Origin of the sequence: Luminiphilus syltensis NOR5-1B (assembly GCF_000158175.1) — a bacterium.
Lineage (GTDB): Bacteria > Pseudomonadota > Gammaproteobacteria > Pseudomonadales > Halieaceae > Luminiphilus > Luminiphilus syltensis.
Genome location: NZ_DS999411.1, coordinates 2,338,109 through 2,361,341 on the forward strand (window position 1 = coordinate 2,338,109; position 23,233 = coordinate 2,361,341).

Consider the following 23,233-nt stretch of genomic DNA (forward strand, 5'->3'; position numbering starts at 1 on the left):
CGGCCACAATGCAACTGCTACACTTATTGATAAAAAACCCGAACAGTATGGAACTCAAGGGGCTATGGAATTCAAGGACTACTACAAGATCCTCGGCGTGGCGCCTGACGCGGAAAAGGCTGACATCAAAGTGGCCTACCGCAAGCTGGCACGCAAGTTTCACCCGGACCTGAATCCGGACGAGGGCGCAGAGGCCAGCTTCAAGGAGGTCGCGGAGGCCTGGGAGGTTCTTAAAGACAGCGAGCGGCGCGCAGAGTACGACGAGCTGCGCCGTTACGGGGGCAGGCAGCGTGAAGGATTCGAGCCGCCGCCGGGCTGGCAGTCGGCGTCAGGTCAGCAACACCACAGTGCGGACTTCTCGGACTTTTTCAACGAGATATTCGGCAGCGGTTTCGGCCGCGAGCCCCATGGGGCCCCTGGCGGTTCAGGCTTTCGCGGACAGGACGTGGAAATCGAGCTGCCGGTGTTCCTTGAGGAGACCGTCACCGACGCAAGCAAGCCGGTGGAGTATGAGTTGCCAGTGATCGAGGCCGGGGGCATCCGGCGTGTCAAAAAATCCCTCAAGGTAACAATCCCCGCCGGGACCGCCGACGGAGAGCGAATTCGGGTCAAGGGACAAGGCTCGCCGGGGCAGGGGGACGCTCCGGCAGGTGATCTGTACCTGCATGTACGCCTGGTGCCTCACCCGGTGTTTGATCTGAAGGGCCACAACCTGCTGGTGACTGTGCCGGTCGCTCCCTGGGAGGCGGCGTTGGGAGCCAAGGTGACCGTGCCGACCCTTGAGGGGGAGATCAAGCTTACCGTTGCACCGGGCAGTCAATCGGGGCAGAAGCTGCGTGTGCGTGGCAGGGGGCTGTCGAAACGCGATGGAAAGGGCGACCTCTACGCGGTACTGAAAGTGGTCATGCCGCCCACGGTCGACGCCGAAACGGAGGCGCTCTGGCAAACGCTGGCGACAAAGGCGGCCTTCGATCCGCGAAAAGAGTGGAGTAAGCGATGATGTCTACACTTGTGCGTATTACCGTCAGTGAATTCTGTGAGCAGGAGGGGCTGTCGCGTAGAACAGTCGCTGAACTTGTGGAGTGCGACGTTGCACGGCCCCTGAATGAAGGCTCGGCCGCGGACTGGCAGTTTGATGCCACTGGGGTTCACTGGATGAAGCGTGCGATTCGCTTGCAACGGGACTTCGAACTCGATTGGGTCACTGTCGCCACGATGATCGACCTGCTTCGCCAGCGAGAGCGGCTCCTGAAGGAAAACCAGAACCTGCGCAGACAGCTGGGGCGGTTTCTCAAGTCGGAGGAACACTAAAGCTGTCGCCAGCCTTGACTTGTATTGGGTGGAACCACCGATTGCGCCAGTCGACGCTTTATAATCAGTGGTTTATGGATATGGTGCCCCTGAGACGATTCGAACGTCTGACATCTGCCTTAGGAGGGCAGCGCTCTATCCAGCTGAGCTACAGGGGCTGAAGTGCAAGTATAACAACGCCCGCCGATCGTCTCACGTGTCATGACGATTTGGCGCCGCTAACACAGGCGTGCTGCCAGGGCGTTGTAATCCCCGGTGAAAATGACCCGGCCACCTTTCTTCTCGAGTTGATAGTTGTACATCGGATCGTAGTAATGGGTGAGTAATTCGCCGATCCACAAGCGGTGGTGCGTGGGATCACCGCGTTGGTGATGGTCTAGTGCGTTTTGAATCATTTGGGACAGCCGGTCGTACTGCACGCCACCCAGCCGTTTTCTGATGGCTTTGATGGCGTCGATCAATTGCGTTGAAAACGCAGTCCACGCCTGTACGGGGTCGCCGCTCAGTTGCTCGAAAGCAGCCAAATTATCGACAATATAGTTGTGGTAGGAATGCTCAATTCGCGCTTCAAGGCTCGAGTCGAGCACCATCACCGGCGCCCGGGCCATGGCTTCTTGCAACACAGGTGGCAGCGCGCAGCGACCGATCAATCGACTCTCGTCCTCGAGGATAATCGGTCGGTGATGTTCAGCGCCGACCAAGGCGATCGCCACTGCAAGTTCAAAGGTGATCTGCGCGGGCTGTCCGCCGGGTAATTTGCCGAAGGCGCTGCCACGGTGATGGGCGAGGCCCTCAAGATCAACACTGCCTGGTATGGGCTCTCCCTTGAACGCGTGATTGATGAACTCGGTTTTACCACTGCCGGTCCTGCCTGCGATCAGGAGAATGTCGGCGCTGGCAGCGATGCGCTCTATCTGCTCGATCGACCAGCGACGCAGCGCTTTATAGCCACCCTCGATCCGCGGGTAGTCCACGCCGGCCTCGGCCATCCACTGCTGGACGATCTGCGAGCGCATGCCGCCGCGAAAGCAGAAGAGGGCACCGTTGGGGTGCTTTTCGGCGAATGCCTTCCAGGCGTCAATGCGTGCAGCGCGCCGTTCACCGCTGACCAGTCGATGCCCCAGTGCAATGGCGGCATCGGGACCTTCCTGTTTATAGCAGAGCCCGACGGCCGCGCGTTCGCTGTCGTCCATCAAAGGCAGGTTGATCGCGCTGGGCGGGCTGCCCTTGGCAAACTCGCAGGGTGCACGGGTATCGATCAGCGGCCTGCCTTCAAGTAGCAGGTCCCGAAAGTCTGAGGGGGTGATATCAATATCAGTCACCGATCAATTGAATAATGGCCTGGTCGGCTTGTCGCGCGACTACCTCGCCAATGATGTGCGTCGGCAGATCGAACGCCGCCAGGGTCTGTTCGACGGCATTCATCGCCTCGGGGCTGACGCTGAGGAGGAGGCCGCCGCTGGTTTGCGGGTCGCACAGAAGTGCACGGGTGGGTTCAGGCATTGTCGGCAAGTTCAGCCCATAGGCGGCAAAATTGCGCTCGCTACCCCCGGGGATACAGCCCTTGGCGATGTAGTCGGTCACGCCGGGCAAGGTGGGAATGGCATCGAGTTGCAGCGTGGCGGCGAGACCGTGATCAGCGCAGAGTTCAAGCAGGTGACCAGCCAGACCGAAACCGGTCACGTCGGTCATTGCGTTAACCCCGGCCTGTTTGGCGAGGGCCGTCCCGACCCGGTTCAGCGTACACATCGTGGTCGTTGCAATGCCGCGATGCGCTTCAGCCAGTAACTGGCGTTTCTCGGCGGTTGTCAGCACCCCGATCCCCAGTGGCTTGGTCAACAGCAGCCGGTCACCAACCCGGGCGCCGGTGTTTTGTTTCAGGTGGCAACGCAATACTTCACCGGTAACAGCGAGACCAAATATGGGTTCCGGGGCATCGATGCTGTGACCGCCGGCCAATGCAATGCCGGCCTCCTGGCAAGCGGCGCGCCCTCCCGCAACAACGTCGGCGGCGATCTCCGGCGAAAGCTTATCTATCGGCCAGCCGAGTATGGCAATGGCAACGAGCGGTTTGCCGCCCATCGCATAAATATCGCTAATGGCATTGGTTGCGGCGATGCGGCCAAAGTCAAAAGGATCATCGACGATAGGCATAAAAAAATCGGTGGTACTGAGAATGGCGCGCTCGTCGTCAATCGCTACTGCGGCTGCATCGTCTCGACTGGCGTTGCCGACCAGCAGTTCCGGAAAGGTCTGGTTGCGGGTTCGATCAAGGCTGCCGGCCAGGATTCGGTCGAGCACATCCGGGGCTATCTTGCAGCCACATCCAGCGCCGTGGCTGTACTGGGTCAGTCGGATGGGCTCTTGAGTCATGGGCTGTCGTTTCCCTTTTGCACGATTTTACTGTCTTGGTGTCGGAATTGTATTGCAAAGCCGACCCCCGAACGCCATGCTTCCCGCCAGAAACTGCCTTTTACCGACTTTTTCGGAGTTTTGCCGCGTCCCCGATGCCGCCACGTCCAACTTTCGCCTGCCGACCCTGCTTTTGGCTGAGCTTTCTCACCGTCTTGTTGCTGCTCTCGGCGGCGCAGGCCCGCACAGAAACCATGGATTCCCGGGAGGCGTCGCGGACTGACTACGGTTTGGCGATGGCGGAATTACGCACTGGAGCCGGGCCCCGCTATGACCGCTTGCGGGCTCGCCTGGCGGACTATCCCCTGGTCATTTATCTGGACTACGAGGTACTGCTAGAGGGCCTGCACGATCTCAAGGCACAGGCGGCGCGTGGTTTTTTGGAACGAAGTCGTGGGTCCCCACTGCACAACCGATTTCTCCATGCGTACTTGTTGCACAAGGGCAAGGATCGTCGCTGGCGCGAATTTCTGGCGGTGCTGGATACGCCACCCAAGGACCCTGAACTCCGCTGCTACTATTATCGCGCGCTCTGGGGTACAGGAGATAAGCAGTCCGCCTATGCCGGTGCAGCGGCCCTTTGGAACACGGGGCGCTCTCAGGAAAAAGTCTGTGACCCATTGTTTTCCGCGTGGATGGAGGCGGGTGGGCCCGACGACGAACTCGTATGGTCCCGTGCCCTCAAGGCCTTTGACGCCCGGTCCTATGCCTTGATTCGCTACTTGCGCCGCTTCGCATCGTCAGCGCTGGCGCCGTTGATCGACGAGCTGCTGGTGGTCTATCACAGGCCCGATGCGCTGGTCGCCGATGCGCACCAATCCGATGAGCGTCATGCGCAGTTAATGACGGTGGGTATCCGACGTCTCGCCCGGGTAAACCCCGAGAAAGGGCGTCGGGCGCTCGAGAACGCCAGCTCGGTGCAGCCTTTCACCACGGTACAACTGCGGTCCATGGAGACCATGATTGCCCGTCACAGTTTATTTGCGAAGAGTGCGGCTCCCGCGGATTGGTTACAGACGACCCTCGCACGTATCCGGGATGACGAACTTACTGAAATTTATCTGCGAAACCAGCTTGAACAGGCCGACTGGAAGCGCCTGGTCGCCGCTATCGACTGGTTGAGCGATGAGCGGAAAAACACCGGCGAGTGGCGTTATTGGCGGGCAAAGGCGGCCACCGAGCAGGGGGACACCGAGCTGGCACATAGCCTGCTCGAGACATTGTCCGGTGAGCGACACTTTCACGGCTTCCTCGCGGCTGAGCAGATAGGTCGGCCCTTTGATCTGAATGGCGCAATGCCTGAGGCCACAACCGCCGCATCGCTACCCTCCGACAGTGGTTTAGACCGTGTGCGTGAACTTCTGGCCCTCGAAGAACTCGAGGCCGCTCGGCTGGAGTGGAACTATCTTCTCTTGCGCAGTAGCACGCGTCAGCGATTGGTACTGGCTGAATGGGCATTTGAGCAGGGGATGCCGCGATTCACCATCGACGCGGCGAACAGTGCGCAGGCCAAAAACAGGGTCGACCTCCGTTTTCCCAGCGGTTACCGCGACATTTTTGCGGCGTCCGCGGAGCGGGTCGGCGTTGATGGCGTCGAGTTGACGGCCATTGCGCGACGGGAGAGCGCGCTGTTCCCCCAGGCGGTATCGCCGGTGGGTGCCCGTGGATTGATGCAGGTCATGCCCGCTACAGGGCGTGAAATGGCGCGCAAGCTGGGGCTGCGTTACTCCAACGAGCGTCTGTATGACGCCGAGTTCAATGTCCGGCTGGCGAGCGCGTATTATCGCCGACTGCTGGACCGCTACGACGGTAACCGACCCAAAGCACTGGCGGGATACAATGCGGGCCCCAATCGGGTCGATCGCTGGGCGCAATCGGGCCTTTCCGTCGATCGCTGGGTAGACACACTGCCGTTTCGCGAAACTCGAGAATACGTCCGCGCTGTGCTCGCCTATGCCGTAATTTATAAAGTCCGATCAGGAGAGCCTGCGCAGCTTCTGACGGCGTCGGAACGGTCTGCGACGTACTAAACCCATAGACAGTAGGAGAAAATCGTGAAAACACTGCAAATGCAGAGTTGTGTACACCCGGAGGGGACGATCGAGTGCGCCTTTTTCGAGGTCGATATTCCTGATCCCAAGGAGCACGAGGTACTTATTCAGGTTGAGGCCGCCCCGATCAATCCGTCTGACCTGGGTTTGATGTTCGGTCCGGCGGCGATCGATTCCGCGAAACCCGGGGAGCGTAATGGCTATCCCTCGGTGACGCTAAGTTTGCCCCCCGCAGCGCTCAAGGCCATGTCCAGTCGTGTGGGGCAATGGATGCCGGCGGGTAATGAGGCGGCGGGTACCGTTATTGCCGCGGGTAATGCGGAATCAGCGCAGGCGATGATGGGCCAGCGCGTGGGCGCGTTTGGCGGCGAGATGTATGCCGGTCATCGCTGCTTGCCCGCCTCGACCTGCATGGTACTGCCGGACCCCATTACGGCAGAGCAGGGCGCCTCGTGTTTTGTCAATCCAATGACAGCGCTGGGTTTCGTCGAGACGCTGGCGATGGAAGGACACAAAGCGATCGTGCATACCGCGGCAGCGTCCAATCTCGGGCAGATGTTGAATCGAATCTGTTTGGCAGATGACATCCCGCTGGTATCCATTGTTCGCTCATCGGCACAGCGTGAGCTATTGGAGAGTCAGGGGGCGAAGCTTGTTGTTGATAGTTCTACGGACAACTTCAACGAACGCCTTTTTTCCGCTGTGGCAGAAACCGAGGCGACGCTGGCATTCGACGCAATTGGTGGGGGCAAACTTGCGAATCAAATCCTGATGGCCATGGAGGCGGCGGCGGTAGGTCGTGCCGGTGGATTTACTCGGTATGGATCTGAAGAAATGAAGCAGGTCTATATTTACGGTGCACTCGATATGTCGCCGACGACCCTGAGTCGGGGTTATGGTTTCTGTTGGGGCGTTTCCGGATGGCTTTTGGTGCCCTTCCTGCAACGATTCGGTGGGGAGCGCGTGGAGGCCATGAAGCAGCGAGTGGTGTCGGAAATGACCACTACCTTTGCCAGTCATTATTCGAGCAGGGTGCGTCTGACCGACGCGCTGGCCATTGATGCTATCCAGCAGTACGGGGTGAGGGCGACGGGTCAGAAGACCTTAATCGTTAACGGCTAGGGGACTAGCCACCGGCGATTTTGCATTCGAAGCCCATCGCCTCGAGGGCGGCTTTGCAAACCTCACGCTGATCACCCTGAATTTCGATGTGCGGGCCCTTTACCGAACCGCCTACGCCGCAGCGCTGCTTGAGCTGTTTGGCGGTTTTCTTCAGCGCATCGGGGGGCAGGGGGAGGCCTTCGATGATGGTCACGGATTTGCCGCCTCGCCCTTTGGTTTCTCGTCGAAGTCGCGTTATGCCGTCGCCCTGGTCGACAGGGCGATCAGCACCGCAAATACAGGATTTCAGCGGTCGCTGGCACTGGCGGCAGCGGTTGCCGGTCTCCGTGGAGTAAACCAGTTTCGAGGCTGCTTCTTTTCGCGATCGATTCATGGTGGGTAATCTGGAATCTCGATGTTGTTGGTGGTTTTGAACCGCTATAGTACGCACCGAAGTAAGGAGTAACCAGTTGTGACAGAAAGCGATGTCGACAAGCGCATGAGTGAACTTGAGTCGCAGGTGGCGTTTTTGGAGGACACGGTCGCGCAGCTCGATCGCGCACTGGCCAATCAGCAGCGCGTCGCCGAAGAGCAAGCGATTCAGCTTCGCGAGTTACACCGTCGATTACTCGAGCAGGGATCACGCGCTGATAGTGGCCCCGGTGAGCAGGACGCGCCGCCACCCCATTACTGAACGGGCTTGTCATTAAACCGTTAGCAACCCTTTTTGTCGCCAGTCTCACCGATAAGGAATTTTTCGAACCATGAATCTGCGCACCAGTCTGCTGATCGTTACCGTGTTCTGTCTGGGTGTTTACGTTTTGTTTGCCATTGCGACGCGGGCACCCGATGCTCCTGAACATCAGGTGTTTTTTAATGGCACCGTACTAACGATGGACGCGGCAAATACGGTTGCCGAAGCAGTCAGCATCAGACGGGGAACAATCGAACGTGTAGGCAGCAGCGACGCTATTTTACAAACTGTCAGCGACGACAGCGAAGTCACAGATCTCCGCGGGCGAACCCTGATTCCTGGGTTTGTCGACGCCTATGGTGATTTCCCCCGTGCCGGCGGCTCGGCAGTGTTCGTCGATTTACGCACTGCGCCGGCTGGTGATATCGCTTCCCTTGATCAACTCCTTGGACGCTTGGACGCCTATGCACGTGCTCGCGAGGACGGCTGGGTGGTTGGCTGGGGGCTCGAAGCGTCTCAACTGGAGCAGCCCGAGCGGCTGTGGCTTGCGCTTGATCGAAGTTTTCCCGATCGACCGGTGGCGATTATTCCGGGTTTAGGTGCCGGGGTCCTTGTCAACGGCGCGGCGCTGCGCGAGCTGGGGTTGGAGAGTAGGGCGGCGGATTATCCCGACACAATCTCAGGCACCCCCGCGACTTCGGTTGCCGGGCCGCTTGAGGGCGCTGCTGCAGCTAGTGTTATTCAGCATGTTTATGAACTGGATTGGTTCGATCGTATCCGTGTGACTACGGCCGCCGCGCGCTGGTACGCGGAGCGTGGGGTCACCACGGTCTCGGCAGCGGCGATGCCGATGTCCTGGCTGGAAAGCCTTGGTTGGTTGAGTCGTTTCAATGTGTTCCCCCAGCGAGTGCTGGGTGCCCCTTCATACGCTGAGCTGTCCGCGGTATCAGCGGATAAAGAACAATTACTCGCGTCATTGCAGAATGGCCGGTTGGTGATTCCTCGGGTCAGCATCGGTTTTTTGGAGCAGGAAACACCGCTGCGTGACGACTTTACCTTGCGCGAACAGCTCATTGAACTTTATTCATATCGCACCCAGCCTTTGCTACGCAGTGTCTCGCAAGCGGAGATGCAGCAGGCGCTCAATGCCATCGAAGCCTCTGCTGATGCCCACCCGTGGCCCGATGCGAGACCTGTGATCCTGATTCCGGAGCGGATGGACACCGCGGGTACGAACCGACAAACCACCACCACCGCATCATTCATTGTTACCCCCGGGTTGGCGGGTATCAATCCGCTGGGCGCCGATAACCAGCCTGACTCTGAGCAGCGCGATTCAGAGGAAAAGACGGGCAGTGTCCCGGAACCGCGACCGCGGTTCAGTCTTCGCATGAGCATTGACGCGGGAAGAGGGGAACCACTGGATGTGATATCACCTGTTACGGGTGTGGTGTCGCGAGAGTCTGCGTTATCGCCTTTGGATACCTTGCGCGCGCTGACCATTGACCCCGCAGGGTTGTGGTTGATTGATGACCGGATCGGCTCCATTGAGGTCGGTAAAGCCGCTGATTTGGTGGTGCTGTCGGGGAACCCCCTGATCAAGAGCGACTCCACTGACGTTGTGGTTGAAGAAACGCTGGTGGGCGGCGCCGTTATTTATTCGCGGCGATGATCTTTCTGCATAGCGCCACCTGATGTATTCCGTGCTTCTATGCCTCCGGGTTTGCTATGCATCCATTGCGGTTTGATCCATTGCCGCACACGCAACGCCCCGCGTTAGGCAGCCTGTTGCCCCTCGGTTTTGCTTTGTTCGTAAAGCGCAGAGAGAAAGGCGGGCAGCTTTATACGCTCGTCCTTGGACTCCCGGGTTTTCTCGAGTAGATAAGGCGTACGAATCTCTCGATCCAAAAAGAGTTTACCCGTGGTTGTATCGGCTTCCCGCGCGCGTGCCAGCCAGATAATGCTGTCCGCGCCCTCTTCGGGTGTACGCAGAATGCTTCTGGTAATTTTATGAAACGTAGGCAAGGCGGATCCGATCCCGGGGGTATCCGCCCAGCCAGGATGCATCGCATTGACCACAATGCCGTCGGTGGCCCACGCGTCTGCCCATTGCTCGGTCAATACGGTCAGCCCCCGCTTTGCCCGCGCATAGGCTTTGGGGCCGTTGTAGTGTTCGGGTGTCATCACCAACTGATCACATTCAAGGCGTTCGGTGTACATGCCACCGGAGACGACGTTGATGACGCGGGCGGGTTGCTCGTGGCCAGCCAGCAGCGGATGCAAACCTTCGGTCAGTCGCCACGGACTCATCAGTAGCAGCGCGAAACTCCGTTCAAGACCCTCGGACGTCACGTCGTATTCACCAAACAGCGCGCCGGCATTGTTGATCAGCACGTCGATGGGGCGATCTTTGGCCCGCAGCCTCTCGACGAGAGCATCGACTTCGGATACCAGAGACAGATCCGCAATTTCCAGACTGATCTGCTCCCAGCCGGTTTCAGCAGCGATATCCTGGCGCAACTGCTCGCCCTTCTTCTTGTCACGTATGACCAGTGTCAGATCTGCCTCCGCTTCCGCAAGCGCAATGGCGGCAGCCTTGCCCAGACCCGAGGTCGCTCCGGTGATCACAACGTGCTTGTTTTTCATCGATGTGCTCATCGGGTGCCAGTGCCTGCGACCCCGTCTGAAGCCGTATTTGCTGAACATGGCGAGACCCGGGACCACCCAGTTATCGGCACGTTGGGTCGCCGGTCGCGACTCGGGTAAAGGATTGGCGTCGGTCAGCGCCTGGGCGAGTCCCTCAACGCTGGTTTTACCCATGCTGTGCAGACCCGGCTCCATGGCCGATAGCAGCGGGCTCAGAGCACCCGAAAACTGGAACTCGGCGGTGTAGCTGATGTGGGTGCCGTCGTCGCGCTCAGTAAATAAAATGGTATCTGTGACGTCGAACAGCCGACCGCGGCCTCGAAGTACGAGGCAATGCCAGGGCTCGTATTCGATAATCTCGTAGGTCAGCTTGAGTGTTGTCGGACCTGCTTTGCAATGCACTTCAAACTCGGTGCCTTTAGCGACGGGACCCGGGCTGGTTTTGCAAGCCAGCACCGCGGTGGCGTCCCACTCAACCGTGGTTCGAAAATCGGCGACGTAGCGGAAACACTCTCGGGCTGAGCGAGGCACAACCGCTTCTTCATGCAGGGTGATCATTACAACGTTCTCAGAACAGAATATGGCTTAGGTTACGCCGCTGGGCGCTATTCAGTTCACAGCGATATAGCGCTAATCATCGGTCCATACGGTGCGAAGCGGTTCCCCGAAATCATCATAGATGACCTTTTTCCTGCTTGATGAGCCCGTATTCCGCTGCGTTGGTGGGGTAGGCTTTTTGCGGGCACTGCGACGCGCTTCGAGGGCGCTGACGACATCATCCACTGGCGTGCGTTTTTCGGTAGGCGTATTAAATAACGGAGTCCGCAGGGGATTACTGCGCCCCTCTAATGCTGTCTCCCCCGGCGCTATGCGGTCGATTTCTCCCCCTTTAGACAGGAATCGTCGCATCTCCTTCTGAAGGGCGGCGCGCAACTCGGCTTTGGATGGAGGCTTTTTCACAGCGAAAAATGAGGGGTCTCTTCAGAAACAGCCTTTCAGTATAAGCATTACTCCGGTGTGTTCCAGTCTGTGTTGTTCGCCGCGTTTACCATTGTCCGCGCAATCACACGCAAAATGGTCTTTAATGTCGCCCATTACTTCACTCGGGACGCTATGAATGCACGGCGCTCTACTTTTTTTGCTCCTCTTTTCGGCGGCGATTCTAGGCTGGTATTTCTTTCTTCGAGGATCCGACCACTCGCGTTTTGATCGGGGTTATCCGACACCGCTCGCCGGGACAACCCCGAGCAGCGCGATTGACGCGGTCAATCGTCAGGTTGCAGCGATAAGTGGCGATGCAGGATCGATAACCGGGGGCACGCGGGCAAAGATTGCTTCGCTCCGGGAGACGATGGACCGTTTTTTTAACCGGGATTACCTGTGTACTATCAGGCCGAGCGGTGCGGGCGAGCCTCGCGGTGAATGGGTTATACCGCCCCAGTGCGATTCGAGGTGCCGGCTGCTTTATATTCACGGCGGCGCCTTTATTGCCGGAAGCCCGATGAGCCACCGCAATATTACCGATCGACTGGCCAGGCAAACCGGGATGCCGGTCTTTTCCGTCGACTATCGACTCTGTCCGGAGCACAGTCGCCTCCGGGGTATCGAAGACTGTGTTGAGGCCTACCAATGGCTTGTGGAGAACAGTCCTGATGGACCCGAGACGGCGATGCGGGTGTCAGTCGCTGGTGATTCGGCCGGTGGCAACCTGACCCTGGTCACCGGGGCGTTGGCCCGGGATCGTGGCTTGAGGCCAGTGGATGCGCTGATTGCAATCTGCGCCACTACAGATGCGACCATGGGGTCGCCGTCGCTGGTTTACAATCGCGACTCGGATCTCATGCTCGGTACGTCTTTCGGTGGTTTCATGAAGCTCCCAACCCTGGTTCGCGGTACATTGCTCGTCCTCACTGGTCGACGGTCCCCTGCCAATCCGCTGCTTTCTCCATTGTTGGGTGAGTTGAAGGGGCTGCCGCCGACGCTGCTGCAGGTCAGTGTTGACGAGATGCTCCTGGACGATTCGGTGCGCTTCTATCACAAGGCCGTTGAGCAAGGAGTCCCGGCTGTGCTGGAGACCTACGCCGGTATGATCCACGTCTGGCATCTGTTCAATCCGGAGCTCGATGAGGCCAACATCGCCCTTGAGCGGATAGCAGACTTTCTCCGCGAGCACGATTGCGCTCCCGGTAATGGGGTCGTCTCAGCCAGCGTATGAGATTTATTCGCTCGATTATCGTTTTTCTTTATACGGCCGCCTCGGTGGTGCCCGTTGCCACTGCGCTTCTCGTCATATCCCTTTTTGTAAACTCCCACAGACTCTGGTGGCTGTTCGTACGACCCTGGCTGGCCAGCGTTATTTGGGTGGCGCGATGGGTGGGCGGGGTACGCTATCGCATACGTGGCCTGGAGAACCTGCCCGAGCGCAGTGACAATCAACGCATCATTTTGTGCGCGAAGCATCAGTCCACGTGGGAGACGTTTTTCTTTCCAAGCATGATGCCGCATCCACTGGCCTATGTTTTCAAGCGGGAGCTGCTCCGGATCCCCTTTTTTGGGTGGTCCATGGCACGCCTGGAGATGGTTCATATTGACCGGAGCGCCCGAAGCGAGGCCTGGAACAAGGTGGCCACCCTTGGTGTGCAACTGATGGACCGCGGCAAATGGATCATTATGTTTCCCGAAGGCACTCGCGCGCCCCGGGGTGGGCAGGGGGATTATAAGACGGGGGCATCTCGCCTTGCCGTTGCCACCGGGGCGAGTGTGATTCCGATCGCCGTCGCTTCGGGTCGTTGCTGGCCCCGGCGCACCTGGCGCTTTATTCCCGGTACCATTGATGTTTCGATTGGTGAACCGATCAAACCGCTACCGGATCAATCCCCGAGCGAACTGATGGTGCAGATAGAGGACTGGATTGAGCGCGAGATGCGCCTTATTGATGCAGAGGCCTATCCGGATTCCGATCCGATAAAGCAGGCCATTGAGCGCGGCAGAAAGGCAGAGTTTCTTCGGGCTTCGTCGTACGAAGCACCGGATTTCGACAGTGCAGAGACGTCTACCGACGAAGACACCCGCTAACGGGCACCACTGTATTGACCATTGATTAACTGGAGGACGACGTATGACGATTCAAACTCGATTGATTGATTATTCTCACGATGGCGTAGCGCTTCAAGGGGAACTGGCGTGGGACGACGCCGGTGGCCCCAAACCGGTGGTTCTGGTGGTGTCGACCTGGGCAGGGCGAACCGAGTTCGAGGGAAGCAAGGCAAAGATGCTGGCTGAGCTTGGTTACGTGGGCTTTGCTGTCGATATGTTTGGGAAGGGTGTGGTCGGCGATTCGGTAGAAGCCTGTAGCGCCATGATTGAACCCTTGTTGGGTGATCGCGCGCTATTGCAGGCACGAATGGCCGCTGGTCTGGAGGCCGCTTCGGGTCAGCCCGAGGTCGCTGCGGGGCCCTCGGCGGCTATTGGTTTCTGTTTTGGCGGCCTTTCGGTGCTTGACCTGGCCCGCACCGGCGCCCATGTGGCAGGTGTTGTCTCATTCCATGGGCTGCTCGGCCCTGCAGACAATATTCCCGAGCCATCTATATCCGCCAAAGTCCTGGTGCTACACGGTTATGACGATCCGATGGCGACGCCTGATGCAGTTCTGGCTTTCGCCGATGAAATGGGCCGTGCGGGTGCGGATTGGCAGGTTCATGCCTATGGTGGGACCTACCATGCGTTCACCAATCCCGAGGCCAATAACCCGGAAATGGGCACCATTTACAACGCGACTGCTGAGGCTCGCTCGTTCGCCAGCATGCGCGCGTTTCTCGCTGAAGTGTTGCCCGGCTGATGGGGTTTTACAGCCGCGAACTCCTACCGCGATGGATCACCTGCGCCTGCGGTGCCGAACCTATGGCGAAGCAGCGCGCCAAGATTGTGCCGCGGGCGCGGGGCCGGGTACTGGAAATGGGTTTGGGCGCGGGACACAACCTTCCGTATTACGACGCCAATCAGGTCACCTCCCTGGTGGGGATCGATCCCTGTGAAACGTCGTGGAAGCTGGCCGCGAAGCGTGTGGCCGCCACACCCTTCGACGTCCGCTTTATTGCCGGTAGTGCGGAGGATCTTCCGATCGAGGACGCATCGATGGATACCGTCGCGTTCACCTATACGCTCTGTACGATCCCCGATCCGGTTGCGGCGTTGCGCGAGGCGCATCGGGTGCTCAGACCCGACGGGCAGTTGCTTTTCTGTGAACACGGTCGGGCGCCGGATGCCAGCGTTCGACGCTGGCAGGACCGTTTGAACCCCTTGTGGCGTCGGATTGCCGGCGGCTGCAATCTCAATCGCGATATTGTTGAAATACTGTTGGAGTCGGGCTTTCGAGGTGATGACATAGAGCATTTGTATCTGCCGAAAACGCCTCGTTTTGCAGGCTTCAACACCTGGGGCTGTGTTTTTCCCGCGCGCTAGTCGATGACGGTGAAAACTTCCCACAGAAGGTAGTGCGCTTTTTGGGGCAAGGCTGTTTGCTAGCCCCTCGAGTGGGCTACACTGCCGGGATGTCCTCCCGCCTCCTTATTGTTAGCTTGCTGATTATGCCCCTGCTCGCCTGCGGTGGCAGCCAGAAGCCAAAACCAGTCACTTTCGCGCCGGCCCGGCCCGCGGATTTTTCGGGTCATTGGGAGGTCGATTACAGCCGCAGCGAGAACGTACAAACCAAACTCAATGCGGTCATTCGCGAAGTGCAGCGCGAGCAGGCGAGGAGGGCAAGAGCCATTGAGCAGGGACGATCGCCGGGTCCCGCCCAATCCGGACGCAATTCGTGGCGCTCGATAATCGGGCTTGCCGAGATGGCCGATTTGATTACCGCCATAGAGCTGGTGGAGATTGTCCAGAGCGATCGCGAAGTGCGGATCAAGCGGGATAACAGCTTTGCCCTGATCTGCGATATTCGCAAGCCGCCACCGGTCGTACAGATGACGGCCTTTGGTTCTGAGCGCTGCGGCTGGGATGGCCATCAGCTTTATTTTCAAATTGCGCTGCCGGACGGCCTCACTATCGAGCATCGAATTACCATGGCCCAAACCCGTGATTTGCTCGGTATATCGACGACGGTATCTTCCGGTCAGGTGAGCGAATCATTTCTGGTGAATAAGGTGTACGCGCGATACGACCCCGAGAGTGCGGGTTATCGCTGTCGGCAGACGCTGAGCAAAGGCCGTGTATGTTCTACCGAGGGCCTGTAATGCACAGTCGATTGTCGGCTTCGGCTTCCCGGGCGTTAGTGGTTGGCTTTCTGGTGTCGTTTTTGGCTGCTTGCGGCGGCGCTCGACCTGCGGTAACCGAGACTGCGCCCAGCGCCGTTTCGACCGTGAGCTGGCCTGCCAGTGTGCCAGACACCTCGCTGTTTACCGCCCCACAGGGTTATCCTGCGATCGAGTTGGGTGTGGTCATCTTTGATCCCGCCACCGCCACCGTTAGCGACGAAGCCCACGTCGCCCTGCGCGAGGTCGAAGCTCGCCTTTTGGCCAGCACACTCCGGGATACCTTGACCGCAAGCGGCAATTGGGGTGCGGTGCGGGTGCTGCCAGCGGCGAGCCCTATTGTTCCTGTCATTCTGTCTGGTCAGATACTGCATTCCGATGGGCGGGATCTGGTGGTTGCGATCGACGTGCAGGATGCCAGCGGCGAAGTGTGGTTACAGCGAACTTACCGGCAGCAGGTTGGCGCCTCGGTCTATCCCGAGCCCGCAGGGACCACTGCCTTCCACGATCTGTTTAACGCGATCGCCAACGATGTACTCGCGGCGGCCAAAGGTCTTCCCGACTCGGCGACTGCGCGGCTGCCGTTGCTGTCCGAGTTACGTTATGCCGCGGACTTATTACCCGAGGCGTTCGGCGCCTACCTTGAAGAGTCAGCGCCGGGGATGCTGGCCATTGCTCGCCTACCGGCGACCTCGGATCCCATGTTTGCCCGCATCAACCGGATCCGCAATCAGGAATACCTGTTTGTGGATACGGTAGATGAGCAGTTCCTGGATATGCGTCAGCGGTTAAGCCCGGTGTACTCGCTCTGGCGCCAGGCGACGTTTGAACAGGCGGCTTATTTCGATTCCTATCGCGACCGGGCAGGTCAGCGCGAGCTTAGTGCGCCCAAAGGGAGTTTTGCAGCGATGCAGCAGGTTTATGCGACCTATCGCTCGGTGCGGGTTCAGGAGCAGGATCTTTTCGAGCTCGCGCTCGGTTTTGGTAATGAAGTTGAGGACACCGTAGTCGATACCGGCGATCGGGTATTTCGGCTGACGGGGACCCTCGACAGCCAGTACGAGGAGTGGCGCCGTATTCTTGCGCAGATCTTTGCTCTGGAGATGGGAGCAACCGGTGGCTGAATGCCAATTCCTCGCTACCTGCCCTAAGGGTCTTGGTGGTTTACTCGCGCAGGAGCTGGAGTCACTCGGTGCGGTCGAGTGTCGAGAGACACCGGCGGGGGTCGCGTTTAGCGGGTCTATGGCGCTGGGTTATCGAGTCTGCCTGTGGAGTCGAATTGCCAACCGCTTGTTGTTGATTCTGTCTCAGTTTGCAGCAGAATCCGCGGATGATCTGTACGAGGGCATTACCCGGCTGGCGTGGCAGGATCATCTCGCTCCGGAAAAGACGCTGGCCGTCGATTTCTCGGGTCGCTCAGACGATATTCGCAATACACAATTTGGCGCACAGCGTTGTAAGGATGCGGTTGTCGACGCGATACGAGCGCGCCGGGGAGCGCGCCCCAATGTAGACCTGCAATCGCCAGATCTTCGCCTGAACGTCCGTTTGCACCGGGGTCATGTTTCGGTAGGCATTGATCTGTCGGGTACGTCGCTGCACCGCCGCGGCTACCGGCTTGATGGTGGCAAGGCGCCGCTCAAGGAGAATTTAGCGGCCGCGGTCCTGATGCGCTGCTCATGGCCCGAGCTCGCCGCCCAGGGGTGGCCGCTTATCGACCCGATGTGCGGCTCCGGGACTTTACTGCTCGAGGCGGCGCTGATGGCGATGAACTGTGCGCCGGGGATGCATCGTGAGCGTTTTGGTTTCCACGGCTGGGCGCAGCATAGCGAAGCCCAGTGGCAGGCGATTGTCAGTGACGCCCGGGATCAACAGCGACCGCTGGTTGAAGGTTGCGAGTTGCGTGGCTATGACGGGGATATCAGAGCGGTCGACAGAGCCCAGGAAAATGCCCGCCGTCTGGGCTTCGAAGACAGCGTCAGAATTCGTTGTAAACCCCTCAATGAGCTGGTCAGACCGACCCACCGAGTGATGCCCTCGGGCTTGATTGTCTGTAACCCGCCGTGGGGAGAGCGGATGGGTGGAGCGGATTCACTACCGTTTTTGTACCGTCAATTGGGTGAGACGCTGCATCGAGAGTTTCAGGGCTGGAATGCGGGCATTCTCACCAGCGAACTGGCTCTGGGTCGAGCGGTGGGTTTGCGCAGTCACAAGCAATACAAATTGAACAACGGTGCGGTCGACGTGCAGCTACTGCTCTTCAGACTCGATGCTGAGAATCGGTTATCGGATCCTCCCGCTGCGGTTGCCGACCCATCGGGCAAGGGGGGTGATCCGTGGAAAAAATCTCACGCCCCATCCCCCCCCGAGACCCTTTCGGACGGGGCGATCATGTTCGCCAACCGCATCAAGAAAAATCGCCGGCGTCTGAAATCCTGGCTGCGCACCACGGGGACCACGTGCTATCGAATTTACGATGCGGATATTCCCGAGTATGCCGTCGCAGTCGACGTCTACAACGACCGACTCCACGTCGCCGAGTACGCGCCACCCAAAGACATCGATGAAGCGGTGGCCGCGGCGCGCTTCAATGAGGCTGTAGCGGTGCTACCCACAGCCTTGAGCCTGCCGCCCGATACTGAAATTGCCTGCAAGCGCCGACAACGACAGTCTGGACGCGACCAATACCAGCGCCTTGCTCAGCGCGGGGAGCGTTTCGTGGTTGATGAGGGGCGGGTTAAGCTGCTGGTGAATCTCCACGATTATCTCGATACCGGCTTATTTCTCGATCACCGACCCCTGCGTGAACGAATTGGCAAAGAAGCCAGGGGCGGTCATTTCCTGAACCTGTTCTGTTACACCGGCGTGGCAACACTGCACGCCGCCCTGGGCGGTGCCATAACCACCACGAGTGTTGATCTGTCGAACACCTACCTGCGCTGGTTTGAGGATAATCTGGCGCTCAACGGACTCTCCGAGCGCCAGCATCGAGCAATCCGCAGCGATGCCCGGGAGTTTTTGGAGACCAGTCAGCAGCGGTTTGATCTCATTCTCCTCGATCCGCCGTCTTTCTCGAATTCGAAGTCCACCGACGAGAGCTTTGAAGTGCAGCGCGACCACGCAAGACTGGTGGCGATGACGATGAAGCTACTGCGCCCACAGGGTACCCTGTATTTTTCCAATAACCGACGGCGTTTCAAGCTCGATGAGCACCTTGAAACCGAGTTTTCGGTGTCGGATATCACCTCGCAGACGATACCCGAGGATTTTATTCGGCGATCCAATATCCACCATTGCTTTCGCATCAGGCATTGCACTGACGATTGAGCCGTCAGCACGATACCAGGCGCCACCCGGTAGTCAGAGCGTCCAGTCAGCAAATGCGACGACGTCAAGGTCTACAGCTGATAAACTTACGCCCCTTATGATTTTGGTCTATGGCATTGGAATCTTGTGCTGAGGCGCTCGTTTGCGCCTGGACCTGGTCGATAAACATTGATTGGAGACCGTGAAATGGGTAAGACCCTCTACGACAAGCTGTGGGATAACCACCTCGTCGAACAGCGCGAAGATGGCACCGCGCTGATCTATATCGATCGCCACCTGTTGCATGAAGTGACGTCCCCTCAGGCTTTTGAAGGGTTGCGTCTGGCCGGGCGTGCGCCGTGGCGTATCAGCGCGAATATTGCGGTTCCGGACCACAATGTATCGACGGATCGCACCGAACGACTGGCCGGCGTCCAGGCGCTGAAAGATGAGGTGTCCCGCATTCAGCTCACCACGCTGGACGACAACTGTGCAGCCTTTGATATCCCCGAAATTCCGCTGGATGACCTACGACAGGGGATTGTTCATGTAATGGGGCCCGAGCAGGGGGCGACGCTTCCCGGCATGACCATCGTCTGTGGCGATTCCCATACTTCGACTCACGGTGCGCTGGGCGCGCTGGCCCACGGTATTGGCACCTCTGAAGTCGAGCACGTGCTCGCCACGCAATGCCTTATCGGGCGGAAGATGAAGAATTTCCGGATTGAGGTGCGCGGCCCATTGGGTCTGGGCGTCACCGCGAAGGATGTTGCCCTCGCGATTATTGGAAAAATTGGCACCGCGGGCGGTACTGGCTTTGCCATCGAATTCGCGGGAGACGCCATTCGCGGCCTGACCATGGAAGGTCGAATGTCGTTGTGCAATATGGCGATTGAGGCGGGCGCCCGCTCGGGTCTCATCGCGGTCGACGAGACCACGCTTGAATACGTTGAGGGCAAACCTTACTCACCCAAAGGGGACGAGTGGGAGGCGGCCAAGGCCTTTTGGTCGACACTGCACTCTGATGATGATGCTGTATTTGAGCGTGAGCTGGTGTTGGAGGCAGCCGATATCAAGCCGCAGGTGACCTGGGGTACGTCGCCAGAGATGGTGGTCGATATCGGCGGGCGTGTGCCCCTCATGAGCGAGATGGCTACGGATACAGCTCGAAGCGGACTTAAGCGTGCGCTGGACTACATGGGTTTGGAAGAAGGTCAGCGGATTGAAGATATCGAGCCCAATGTGGTTTTCATTGGCTCTTGCACCAATTCCCGTATCGAGGATATCCGTGCCGCGGCAAAAGTGGCGCGGGGTCGCAAGGTCGCCGGTGGTATCAAGCAGGCGCTGGTTGTCCCCGGATCGGGGTTGGTGAAGCAACAAGCCGAAGCCGAAGGTCTGGACAAGATCTTGCTGGAGGCCGGCTTCGAGTGGCGAGAACCCGGTTGTTCGATGTGTCTGGCTATGAATGCCGACAAGCTGTCCCCGGGAGATCGATGTGCCAGCACATCGAATCGAAACTTTGAAGGCCGACAGGGGTTTGGTGGTCGGACTCATTTGGTGAGTCCGGCGATGGCTGCAGCGGCAGCAGTAACCGGCCGATTTGTCGACGTGAGAACTCTGGAGGAGATGAGCTAATGCTAGCGTTTACCGTGCATTCGGGTTTGGTCGCGCCAATGGATCGCGCCAATGTTGATACCGATATGATTGTCCCCAAACAGTTCCTCAAGTCGATCAAGCGGACTGGCTTTGGGCCCAATTTGTTCGACGAAATGCGCTATCTCGACGAGGGCCAGCCCGGCGTTGACTGCAGCGGACGGCCATTGAATCCGGATTTTCCCCTCAACTTCGAGCGTTATCAGGGCGCCTCGGTATTGCTGGCCCGGGAAAATTTCGGTTGTGGATCAAGCCGTGAGCACGCCCCCTGGGCGCTTGTCGATTATGGTTTTCGCTGTGTTATCGCTCCCAGCTTCGCCGAAATTTTCAATGGCAACAGTTTCAAAAATGGCTTGCTGCCGATTCCGCTGGATAGCGACATTGTCGATCGTTTGTTTGCGGCCATGTACGAGACACCGGGTTATGCGCTCACTATCGATCTCGAGCGACAGGTCGTCATTGAACCCAACGGCGAAGAGATAAGCTTCGAAGTTGATGCCTTTCGGCGTGACTGCCTGCTTAAAGGCCTGGATGATATCGGTATTACCTTGCAGAGCGCCGACGCCATCAGGCAGTTCGAGTCGGGTTATCAGAAAACCTACCCCTGGCTCTTTCACCGCCTGGAGGTCTGATGTCCGCCAAGATTCTTTTGCTACCCGGCGATGGTATCGGGCCTGAGGTTGTTGAGCAGGCCGCTGCGGTACTGCGACGGGCTGCCGATCGCTTCGCCATCGATATAGAACTGTCGGAGGCCGACCTCGGTGGCATAGCGATTGACCGCCATGGTGATGCATACCCGCCGGCAACCCAACAGGCTGCCAGGGAAGCCGATGCGGTTCTCATGGGCTCCGTCGGTGGGCCGAAGTGGGACGGTTTACCGGCCCCGGATCGGCCAGAGAAGGGCCTCCTGAGAATTCGTGCTGACCTCGATCTCTTCGGCAATTTGCGGCCTGCGCTCCTTTATCCGCAGCTGGCAGCAGCGTCCAGTCTCAAGGCGGAGCTGGTCGCGGGACTGGATATTATGATTGTCCGCGAGTTGACCGGAGGCATCTACTTCGGCGAGCCTCGAGGCATACACCGGCTGGAGAACGGAGAACGCGAAGGCTACAACACCTACCGTTACAGCGAGCGTGAAATCGAGCGTATCGCGCGCCTCGCTTTTGATACGGCGCGGCGTCGTGATAATCGTGTGTGCTCCGTCGACAAGGCGAACGTACTCGAGGTCACCATGCTCTGGCGCGAGGTGGTCGAGCGGGTGGCGTCGGAGTATTCCGACGTGGAATTGAGCCATATGTATGTCGATAACGCGGCGATGCAGTTGGTGCGTGAGCCCAAGCAGTTTGATGTGATTGTGACCGGTAACCTGTTTGGGGATATTTTATCCGACACGGCAGCCATGTTGACGGGGTCCATAGGCATGCTGCCCTCGGCGTCCCTCGATGCCAACTCAAAGGGTCTTTATGAACCGGTTCACGGTTCAGCCCCGGATATCGCGGGGCAGGGTAAAGCGAATCCGCTGGCCACTATCCTGTCAGTGGCCATGTTACTACGCTACAGCCTCGGCCGATCTGAGGCGGCGGATGCGATAGAGACCGCGGTGTCCGCCGTGCTCGATAGGGGTCTTCGCACAGGTGATATCGCAAGTCCCGGCGGGGTAGTTGTCACCACCCAGCAGATGGGTGAAGCGGTCGTCGAGTCCATAAGTTGATCACAGTCTGTTAATCAAAGGTAAACAATGTCAAAGACAGTAGATGTAGCCGTCGTTGGCGCCACGGGCGCTGTCGGCGAAACAATGATTGAAATACTTGAGCAGCGGAATTTCCCGGTGGGTAAGCTTTACGCGCTGGCTTCCGAGCGGTCCGCGGGCAAGACGCTGCGTTTTAAAGGCAAAACGGTCACGATCGAAAATCTCGCCGAATTCGATTTTTCGAAGGTCTCGATTGGACTGTTTTCTGCCGGGGGCTCTATTTCTGCAGAGTATGCGCCCAAGGCGGCAGCCGCGGGGTGTGTGGTTATCGACAACACGTCGCATTTCCGCCGTGATCAGGATATTCCGTTGGTTGTTCCCGAAGTAAATCCCGAAGCCATTGGCGGCTATAAAACCCGTGGCATCATCGCGAATCCGAACTGCTCAACGATACAGATGCTGGTGGCGCTCAAGCCCATTCGTGATGCGGTTGGACTCACGCGCATCAATGTGGCCACTTATCAGGCGGTGAGCGGGACGGGCAAGGAAGCGATTGACGAGTTGGCGGGGCAAACCGCTCGCCTCTTAAACGGCAAAGCCGCCGAGCCCTCGGTCTACCCGAAGCAGATTGCGTTCAATGTATTGCCTCATATCGACACCTTTCAGGACAATGGTTACACCCGGGAGGAGATGAAGATGGTATGGGAAACCCAGAAGATTTTTGATGATGAAAGCATTCTGGTCAATCCAACCTGCGTTCGAGTCCCCGTGTTTTTTGGGCACTCGGAGGCCGTACACATTGAGACCGTTGACCCGATTACCGCAACCGAGGCGCGCGAGTTGCTCGCGGCAGCGCCGGGCATTTGTGTTCTCGATAAGCATGAAGATGGCGGCTATCCCACCGCCGTTACTGACTCAGCCGGGCACGATGACGTATTCGTGGGCCGAATCCGTGAGGATATTTCACACCCAAGGGGCTTGAACCTTTGGGTGGTTTCCGACAATGTCAGGAAAGGAGCGGCGCTCAACAGCGTCCAGATTGCAGAACGGTTGCTGCAAGACCATCTATGAAGAAAACCGCTTATCACTGACCCCGATAAGTGGTAAAAAAGAGCAC

The 23,233-nt window shown here is 58.5% G+C and carries 22 protein-coding genes and 1 tRNA gene; 17 read left to right on the top strand and 6 right to left on the bottom strand.

All coding sequences use genetic code 11. The annotated features are described in order from the left end of the window. Window positions 1–64 precede the first annotated feature (64 nt). Complete coding sequence (locus NOR51B_RS10530) at window positions 65–1,000, top strand: DnaJ C-terminal domain-containing protein (RefSeq protein WP_009021072.1); 936 nt, start codon at window positions 65–67, stop codon at window positions 998–1,000. After that, a complete protein-coding gene (locus tag NOR51B_RS10535; RefSeq protein WP_009019688.1) occupies window positions 997–1,311 on the top strand; it encodes a chaperone modulator CbpM in 315 nt (104 codons plus the stop codon). Before NOR51B_RS10530 ends, NOR51B_RS10535 begins: the two co-directional genes overlap by 4 nt. 81 nt (window positions 1,312–1,392) lie before the next feature. Here the strand turns inward: NOR51B_RS10535 and NOR51B_RS10540 are convergent. From NOR51B_RS10540 to selD, 3 genes are all read right to left on the bottom strand, one after another. Then, window positions 1,393–1,469 (bottom strand) — tRNA-Arg (locus tag NOR51B_RS10540). Between the two features lie 60 nt (window positions 1,470–1,529). Next, window positions 1,530–2,633, bottom strand: a complete 1,104-nt coding sequence (gene mnmH / locus NOR51B_RS10545) for a tRNA 2-selenouridine(34) synthase MnmH (protein WP_009020519.1) — start codon at window positions 2,631–2,633, stop codon at window positions 1,530–1,532. Continuing rightward, a complete protein-coding gene (gene selD, locus NOR51B_RS10550) occupies window positions 2,626–3,684 on the bottom strand; it encodes a selenide, water dikinase SelD (protein WP_009020884.1) in 1,059 nt (352 codons plus the stop codon). The genes mnmH and selD overlap by 8 nt, the downstream gene beginning before the upstream one ends. Window positions 3,685–3,818: 134 nt before the next feature. Here selD and NOR51B_RS10555 point away from each other — a divergent pair, with 134 nt between their 5' ends. Together NOR51B_RS10555 and NOR51B_RS10560 are read left to right on the top strand one after the other, a co-directional pair. Then, on the top strand, window positions 3,819–5,753 hold the full coding sequence (locus NOR51B_RS10555; protein ID WP_050759464.1) for a transglycosylase SLT domain-containing protein: 1,935 nt from the start codon (window positions 3,819–3,821) through the stop codon (window positions 5,751–5,753). A 24-nt stretch (window positions 5,754–5,777) separates the two neighbouring features. Beyond that, on the top strand, window positions 5,778–6,896 hold the full coding sequence (locus NOR51B_RS10560) for a zinc-binding dehydrogenase (RefSeq protein WP_009018850.1): 1,119 nt from the start codon (window positions 5,778–5,780) through the stop codon (window positions 6,894–6,896). Between the two features lie 4 nt (window positions 6,897–6,900). Here the strand turns inward: NOR51B_RS10560 and NOR51B_RS10565 are convergent, their stop codons facing one another. Then, the gene (locus NOR51B_RS10565) at window positions 6,901–7,269 is read right to left on the bottom strand and encodes a translation initiation factor Sui1 (protein ID WP_040482027.1); all 369 of its coding nucleotides are present in this window, start codon (window positions 7,267–7,269) and stop codon (window positions 6,901–6,903) included. Between the two features lie 78 nt (window positions 7,270–7,347). Here NOR51B_RS10565 and NOR51B_RS10570 point away from each other — a divergent pair, with 78 nt between their 5' ends. Both NOR51B_RS10570 and NOR51B_RS10575 read left to right on the top strand, forming a co-directional pair. Beyond that, window positions 7,348–7,569 (top strand): SlyX family protein, encoded by a 222-nt coding sequence (locus tag NOR51B_RS10570; protein ID WP_009020440.1) that lies wholly within the window; start codon window positions 7,348–7,350, stop codon window positions 7,567–7,569. Between the two features lie 70 nt (window positions 7,570–7,639). Then, window positions 7,640–9,241 (top strand): amidohydrolase family protein, encoded by a 1,602-nt coding sequence (locus NOR51B_RS10575; protein ID WP_009020874.1) that lies wholly within the window; start codon window positions 7,640–7,642, stop codon window positions 9,239–9,241. Between the two features lie 104 nt (window positions 9,242–9,345). Here NOR51B_RS10575 and NOR51B_RS10580 read toward each other — a convergent pair whose 3' ends face one another. Together NOR51B_RS10580 and NOR51B_RS15860 are read right to left on the bottom strand one after the other, a co-directional pair. After that, window positions 9,346–10,773: an SDR family NAD(P)-dependent oxidoreductase gene (locus NOR51B_RS10580; protein WP_009021669.1), complete on the bottom strand. Its 1,428-nt coding sequence runs from the start codon at window positions 10,771–10,773 to the stop codon at window positions 9,346–9,348. 72 nt (window positions 10,774–10,845) lie between these two features. Continuing rightward, window positions 10,846–11,175: a hypothetical protein gene (locus tag NOR51B_RS15860; protein ID WP_009020899.1), complete on the bottom strand. Its 330-nt coding sequence runs from the start codon at window positions 11,173–11,175 to the stop codon at window positions 10,846–10,848. Between the two features lie 157 nt (window positions 11,176–11,332). On the opposite strand from NOR51B_RS15860, the gene NOR51B_RS10585 reads away from it, so the two are divergent. From NOR51B_RS10585 to NOR51B_RS10635, 11 genes are all read left to right on the top strand, one after another. Beyond that, on the top strand, window positions 11,333–12,430 hold the full coding sequence (locus NOR51B_RS10585) for an alpha/beta hydrolase (protein WP_009021443.1): 1,098 nt from the start codon (window positions 11,333–11,335) through the stop codon (window positions 12,428–12,430). Further along, window positions 12,427–13,290, top strand: coding sequence for a lysophospholipid acyltransferase family protein (locus NOR51B_RS10590; RefSeq protein ID WP_009019386.1), 864 nt, complete (start codon window positions 12,427–12,429; stop codon window positions 13,288–13,290). Before NOR51B_RS10585 ends, NOR51B_RS10590 begins: the two co-directional genes overlap by 4 nt. Before the next feature lie 43 nt (window positions 13,291–13,333). Beyond that, window positions 13,334–14,053, top strand: coding sequence for a dienelactone hydrolase family protein (locus tag NOR51B_RS10595; protein WP_009021111.1), 720 nt, complete (start codon window positions 13,334–13,336; stop codon window positions 14,051–14,053). Beyond that, a complete protein-coding gene (locus NOR51B_RS10600; RefSeq protein WP_009020202.1) occupies window positions 14,053–14,676 on the top strand; it encodes a class I SAM-dependent methyltransferase in 624 nt (207 codons plus the stop codon). The genes NOR51B_RS10595 and NOR51B_RS10600 overlap by 1 nt, the downstream gene beginning before the upstream one ends. 89 nt (window positions 14,677–14,765) lie before the next feature. After that, on the top strand, window positions 14,766–15,452 hold the full coding sequence (locus NOR51B_RS10605; protein ID WP_050759465.1) for a hypothetical protein: 687 nt from the start codon (window positions 14,766–14,768) through the stop codon (window positions 15,450–15,452). Further along, window positions 15,452–16,594, top strand: a complete 1,143-nt coding sequence (locus tag NOR51B_RS10610) for a hypothetical protein (RefSeq protein WP_040482028.1) — start codon at window positions 15,452–15,454, stop codon at window positions 16,592–16,594. Before NOR51B_RS10605 ends, NOR51B_RS10610 begins: the two co-directional genes overlap by 1 nt. Beyond that, window positions 16,587–18,797 (top strand): bifunctional 23S rRNA (guanine(2069)-N(7))-methyltransferase RlmK/23S rRNA (guanine(2445)-N(2))-methyltransferase RlmL, encoded by a 2,211-nt coding sequence (gene rlmKL, locus NOR51B_RS10615; RefSeq protein WP_009020813.1) that lies wholly within the window; start codon window positions 16,587–16,589, stop codon window positions 18,795–18,797. Before NOR51B_RS10610 ends, rlmKL begins: the two co-directional genes overlap by 8 nt. Window positions 18,798–18,983: 186 nt before the next feature. Then, on the top strand, window positions 18,984–20,411 hold the full coding sequence (gene leuC, locus NOR51B_RS10620) for a 3-isopropylmalate dehydratase large subunit (protein WP_009019692.1): 1,428 nt from the start codon (window positions 18,984–18,986) through the stop codon (window positions 20,409–20,411). Next, window positions 20,411–21,061: a 3-isopropylmalate dehydratase small subunit gene (leuD, locus tag NOR51B_RS10625; RefSeq protein ID WP_009021239.1), complete on the top strand. Its 651-nt coding sequence runs from the start codon at window positions 20,411–20,413 to the stop codon at window positions 21,059–21,061. Before leuC ends, leuD begins: the two co-directional genes overlap by 1 nt. After that, window positions 21,061–22,137 (top strand): 3-isopropylmalate dehydrogenase, encoded by a 1,077-nt coding sequence (gene leuB, locus NOR51B_RS10630; RefSeq protein WP_009021055.1) that lies wholly within the window; start codon window positions 21,061–21,063, stop codon window positions 22,135–22,137. The genes leuD and leuB overlap by 1 nt, the downstream gene beginning before the upstream one ends. A 27-nt stretch (window positions 22,138–22,164) precedes the next feature. Then, window positions 22,165–23,187, top strand: coding sequence for an aspartate-semialdehyde dehydrogenase (locus tag NOR51B_RS10635; RefSeq protein WP_009019794.1), 1,023 nt, complete (start codon window positions 22,165–22,167; stop codon window positions 23,185–23,187). Window positions 23,188–23,233: the final 46 nt, after the last annotated feature.

Excerpts from the sequence above, each read along its gene's own strand:
- NOR51B_RS10555 (WP_050759464.1), top strand. The coding sequence starts at position 3,819 with ATGCCGCCACGTCCAACTTTCGCCTGCCGACCCTGCTTTTGGCTGAGC.
- leuC (WP_009019692.1), top strand. The coding sequence starts at position 18,984 with ATGGGTAAGACCCTCTACGACAAGCTGTGGGATAACCACCTCGTCGAA.
- NOR51B_RS10565 (WP_040482027.1), bottom strand. The coding sequence starts at position 7,269 with ATGAATCGATCGCGAAAAGAAGCAGCCTCGAAACTGGTTTACTCCACG.
- NOR51B_RS10580 (WP_009021669.1), bottom strand. The coding sequence starts at position 10,773 with ATGATCACCCTGCATGAAGAAGCGGTTGTGCCTCGCTCAGCCCGAGAG.
- NOR51B_RS10575 (WP_009020874.1), top strand. The coding sequence starts at position 7,640 with ATGAATCTGCGCACCAGTCTGCTGATCGTTACCGTGTTCTGTCTGGGT.
- leuB (WP_009021055.1), top strand. The coding sequence starts at position 21,061 with ATGTCCGCCAAGATTCTTTTGCTACCCGGCGATGGTATCGGGCCTGAG.
- NOR51B_RS10595 (WP_009021111.1), top strand. The coding sequence starts at position 13,334 with ATGACGATTCAAACTCGATTGATTGATTATTCTCACGATGGCGTAGCG.
- NOR51B_RS10610 (WP_040482028.1), top strand. The coding sequence starts at position 15,452 with ATGCACAGTCGATTGTCGGCTTCGGCTTCCCGGGCGTTAGTGGTTGGC.
- NOR51B_RS10600 (WP_009020202.1), top strand. The coding sequence starts at position 14,053 with ATGGGGTTTTACAGCCGCGAACTCCTACCGCGATGGATCACCTGCGCC.
- leuD (WP_009021239.1), top strand. The coding sequence starts at position 20,411 with ATGCTAGCGTTTACCGTGCATTCGGGTTTGGTCGCGCCAATGGATCGC.
- NOR51B_RS10590 (WP_009019386.1), top strand. The coding sequence starts at position 12,427 with ATGAGATTTATTCGCTCGATTATCGTTTTTCTTTATACGGCCGCCTCG.
- NOR51B_RS10535 (WP_009019688.1), top strand. The coding sequence starts at position 997 with ATGATGTCTACACTTGTGCGTATTACCGTCAGTGAATTCTGTGAGCAG.
- NOR51B_RS10605 (WP_050759465.1), top strand. The coding sequence starts at position 14,766 with ATGTCCTCCCGCCTCCTTATTGTTAGCTTGCTGATTATGCCCCTGCTC.
- NOR51B_RS10530 (WP_009021072.1), top strand. The coding sequence starts at position 65 with ATGGAATTCAAGGACTACTACAAGATCCTCGGCGTGGCGCCTGACGCG.
- selD (WP_009020884.1), bottom strand. The coding sequence starts at position 3,684 with ATGACTCAAGAGCCCATCCGACTGACCCAGTACAGCCACGGCGCTGGA.
- NOR51B_RS10635 (WP_009019794.1), top strand. The coding sequence starts at position 22,165 with ATGTCAAAGACAGTAGATGTAGCCGTCGTTGGCGCCACGGGCGCTGTC.
- NOR51B_RS10585 (WP_009021443.1), top strand. The coding sequence starts at position 11,333 with ATGCACGGCGCTCTACTTTTTTTGCTCCTCTTTTCGGCGGCGATTCTA.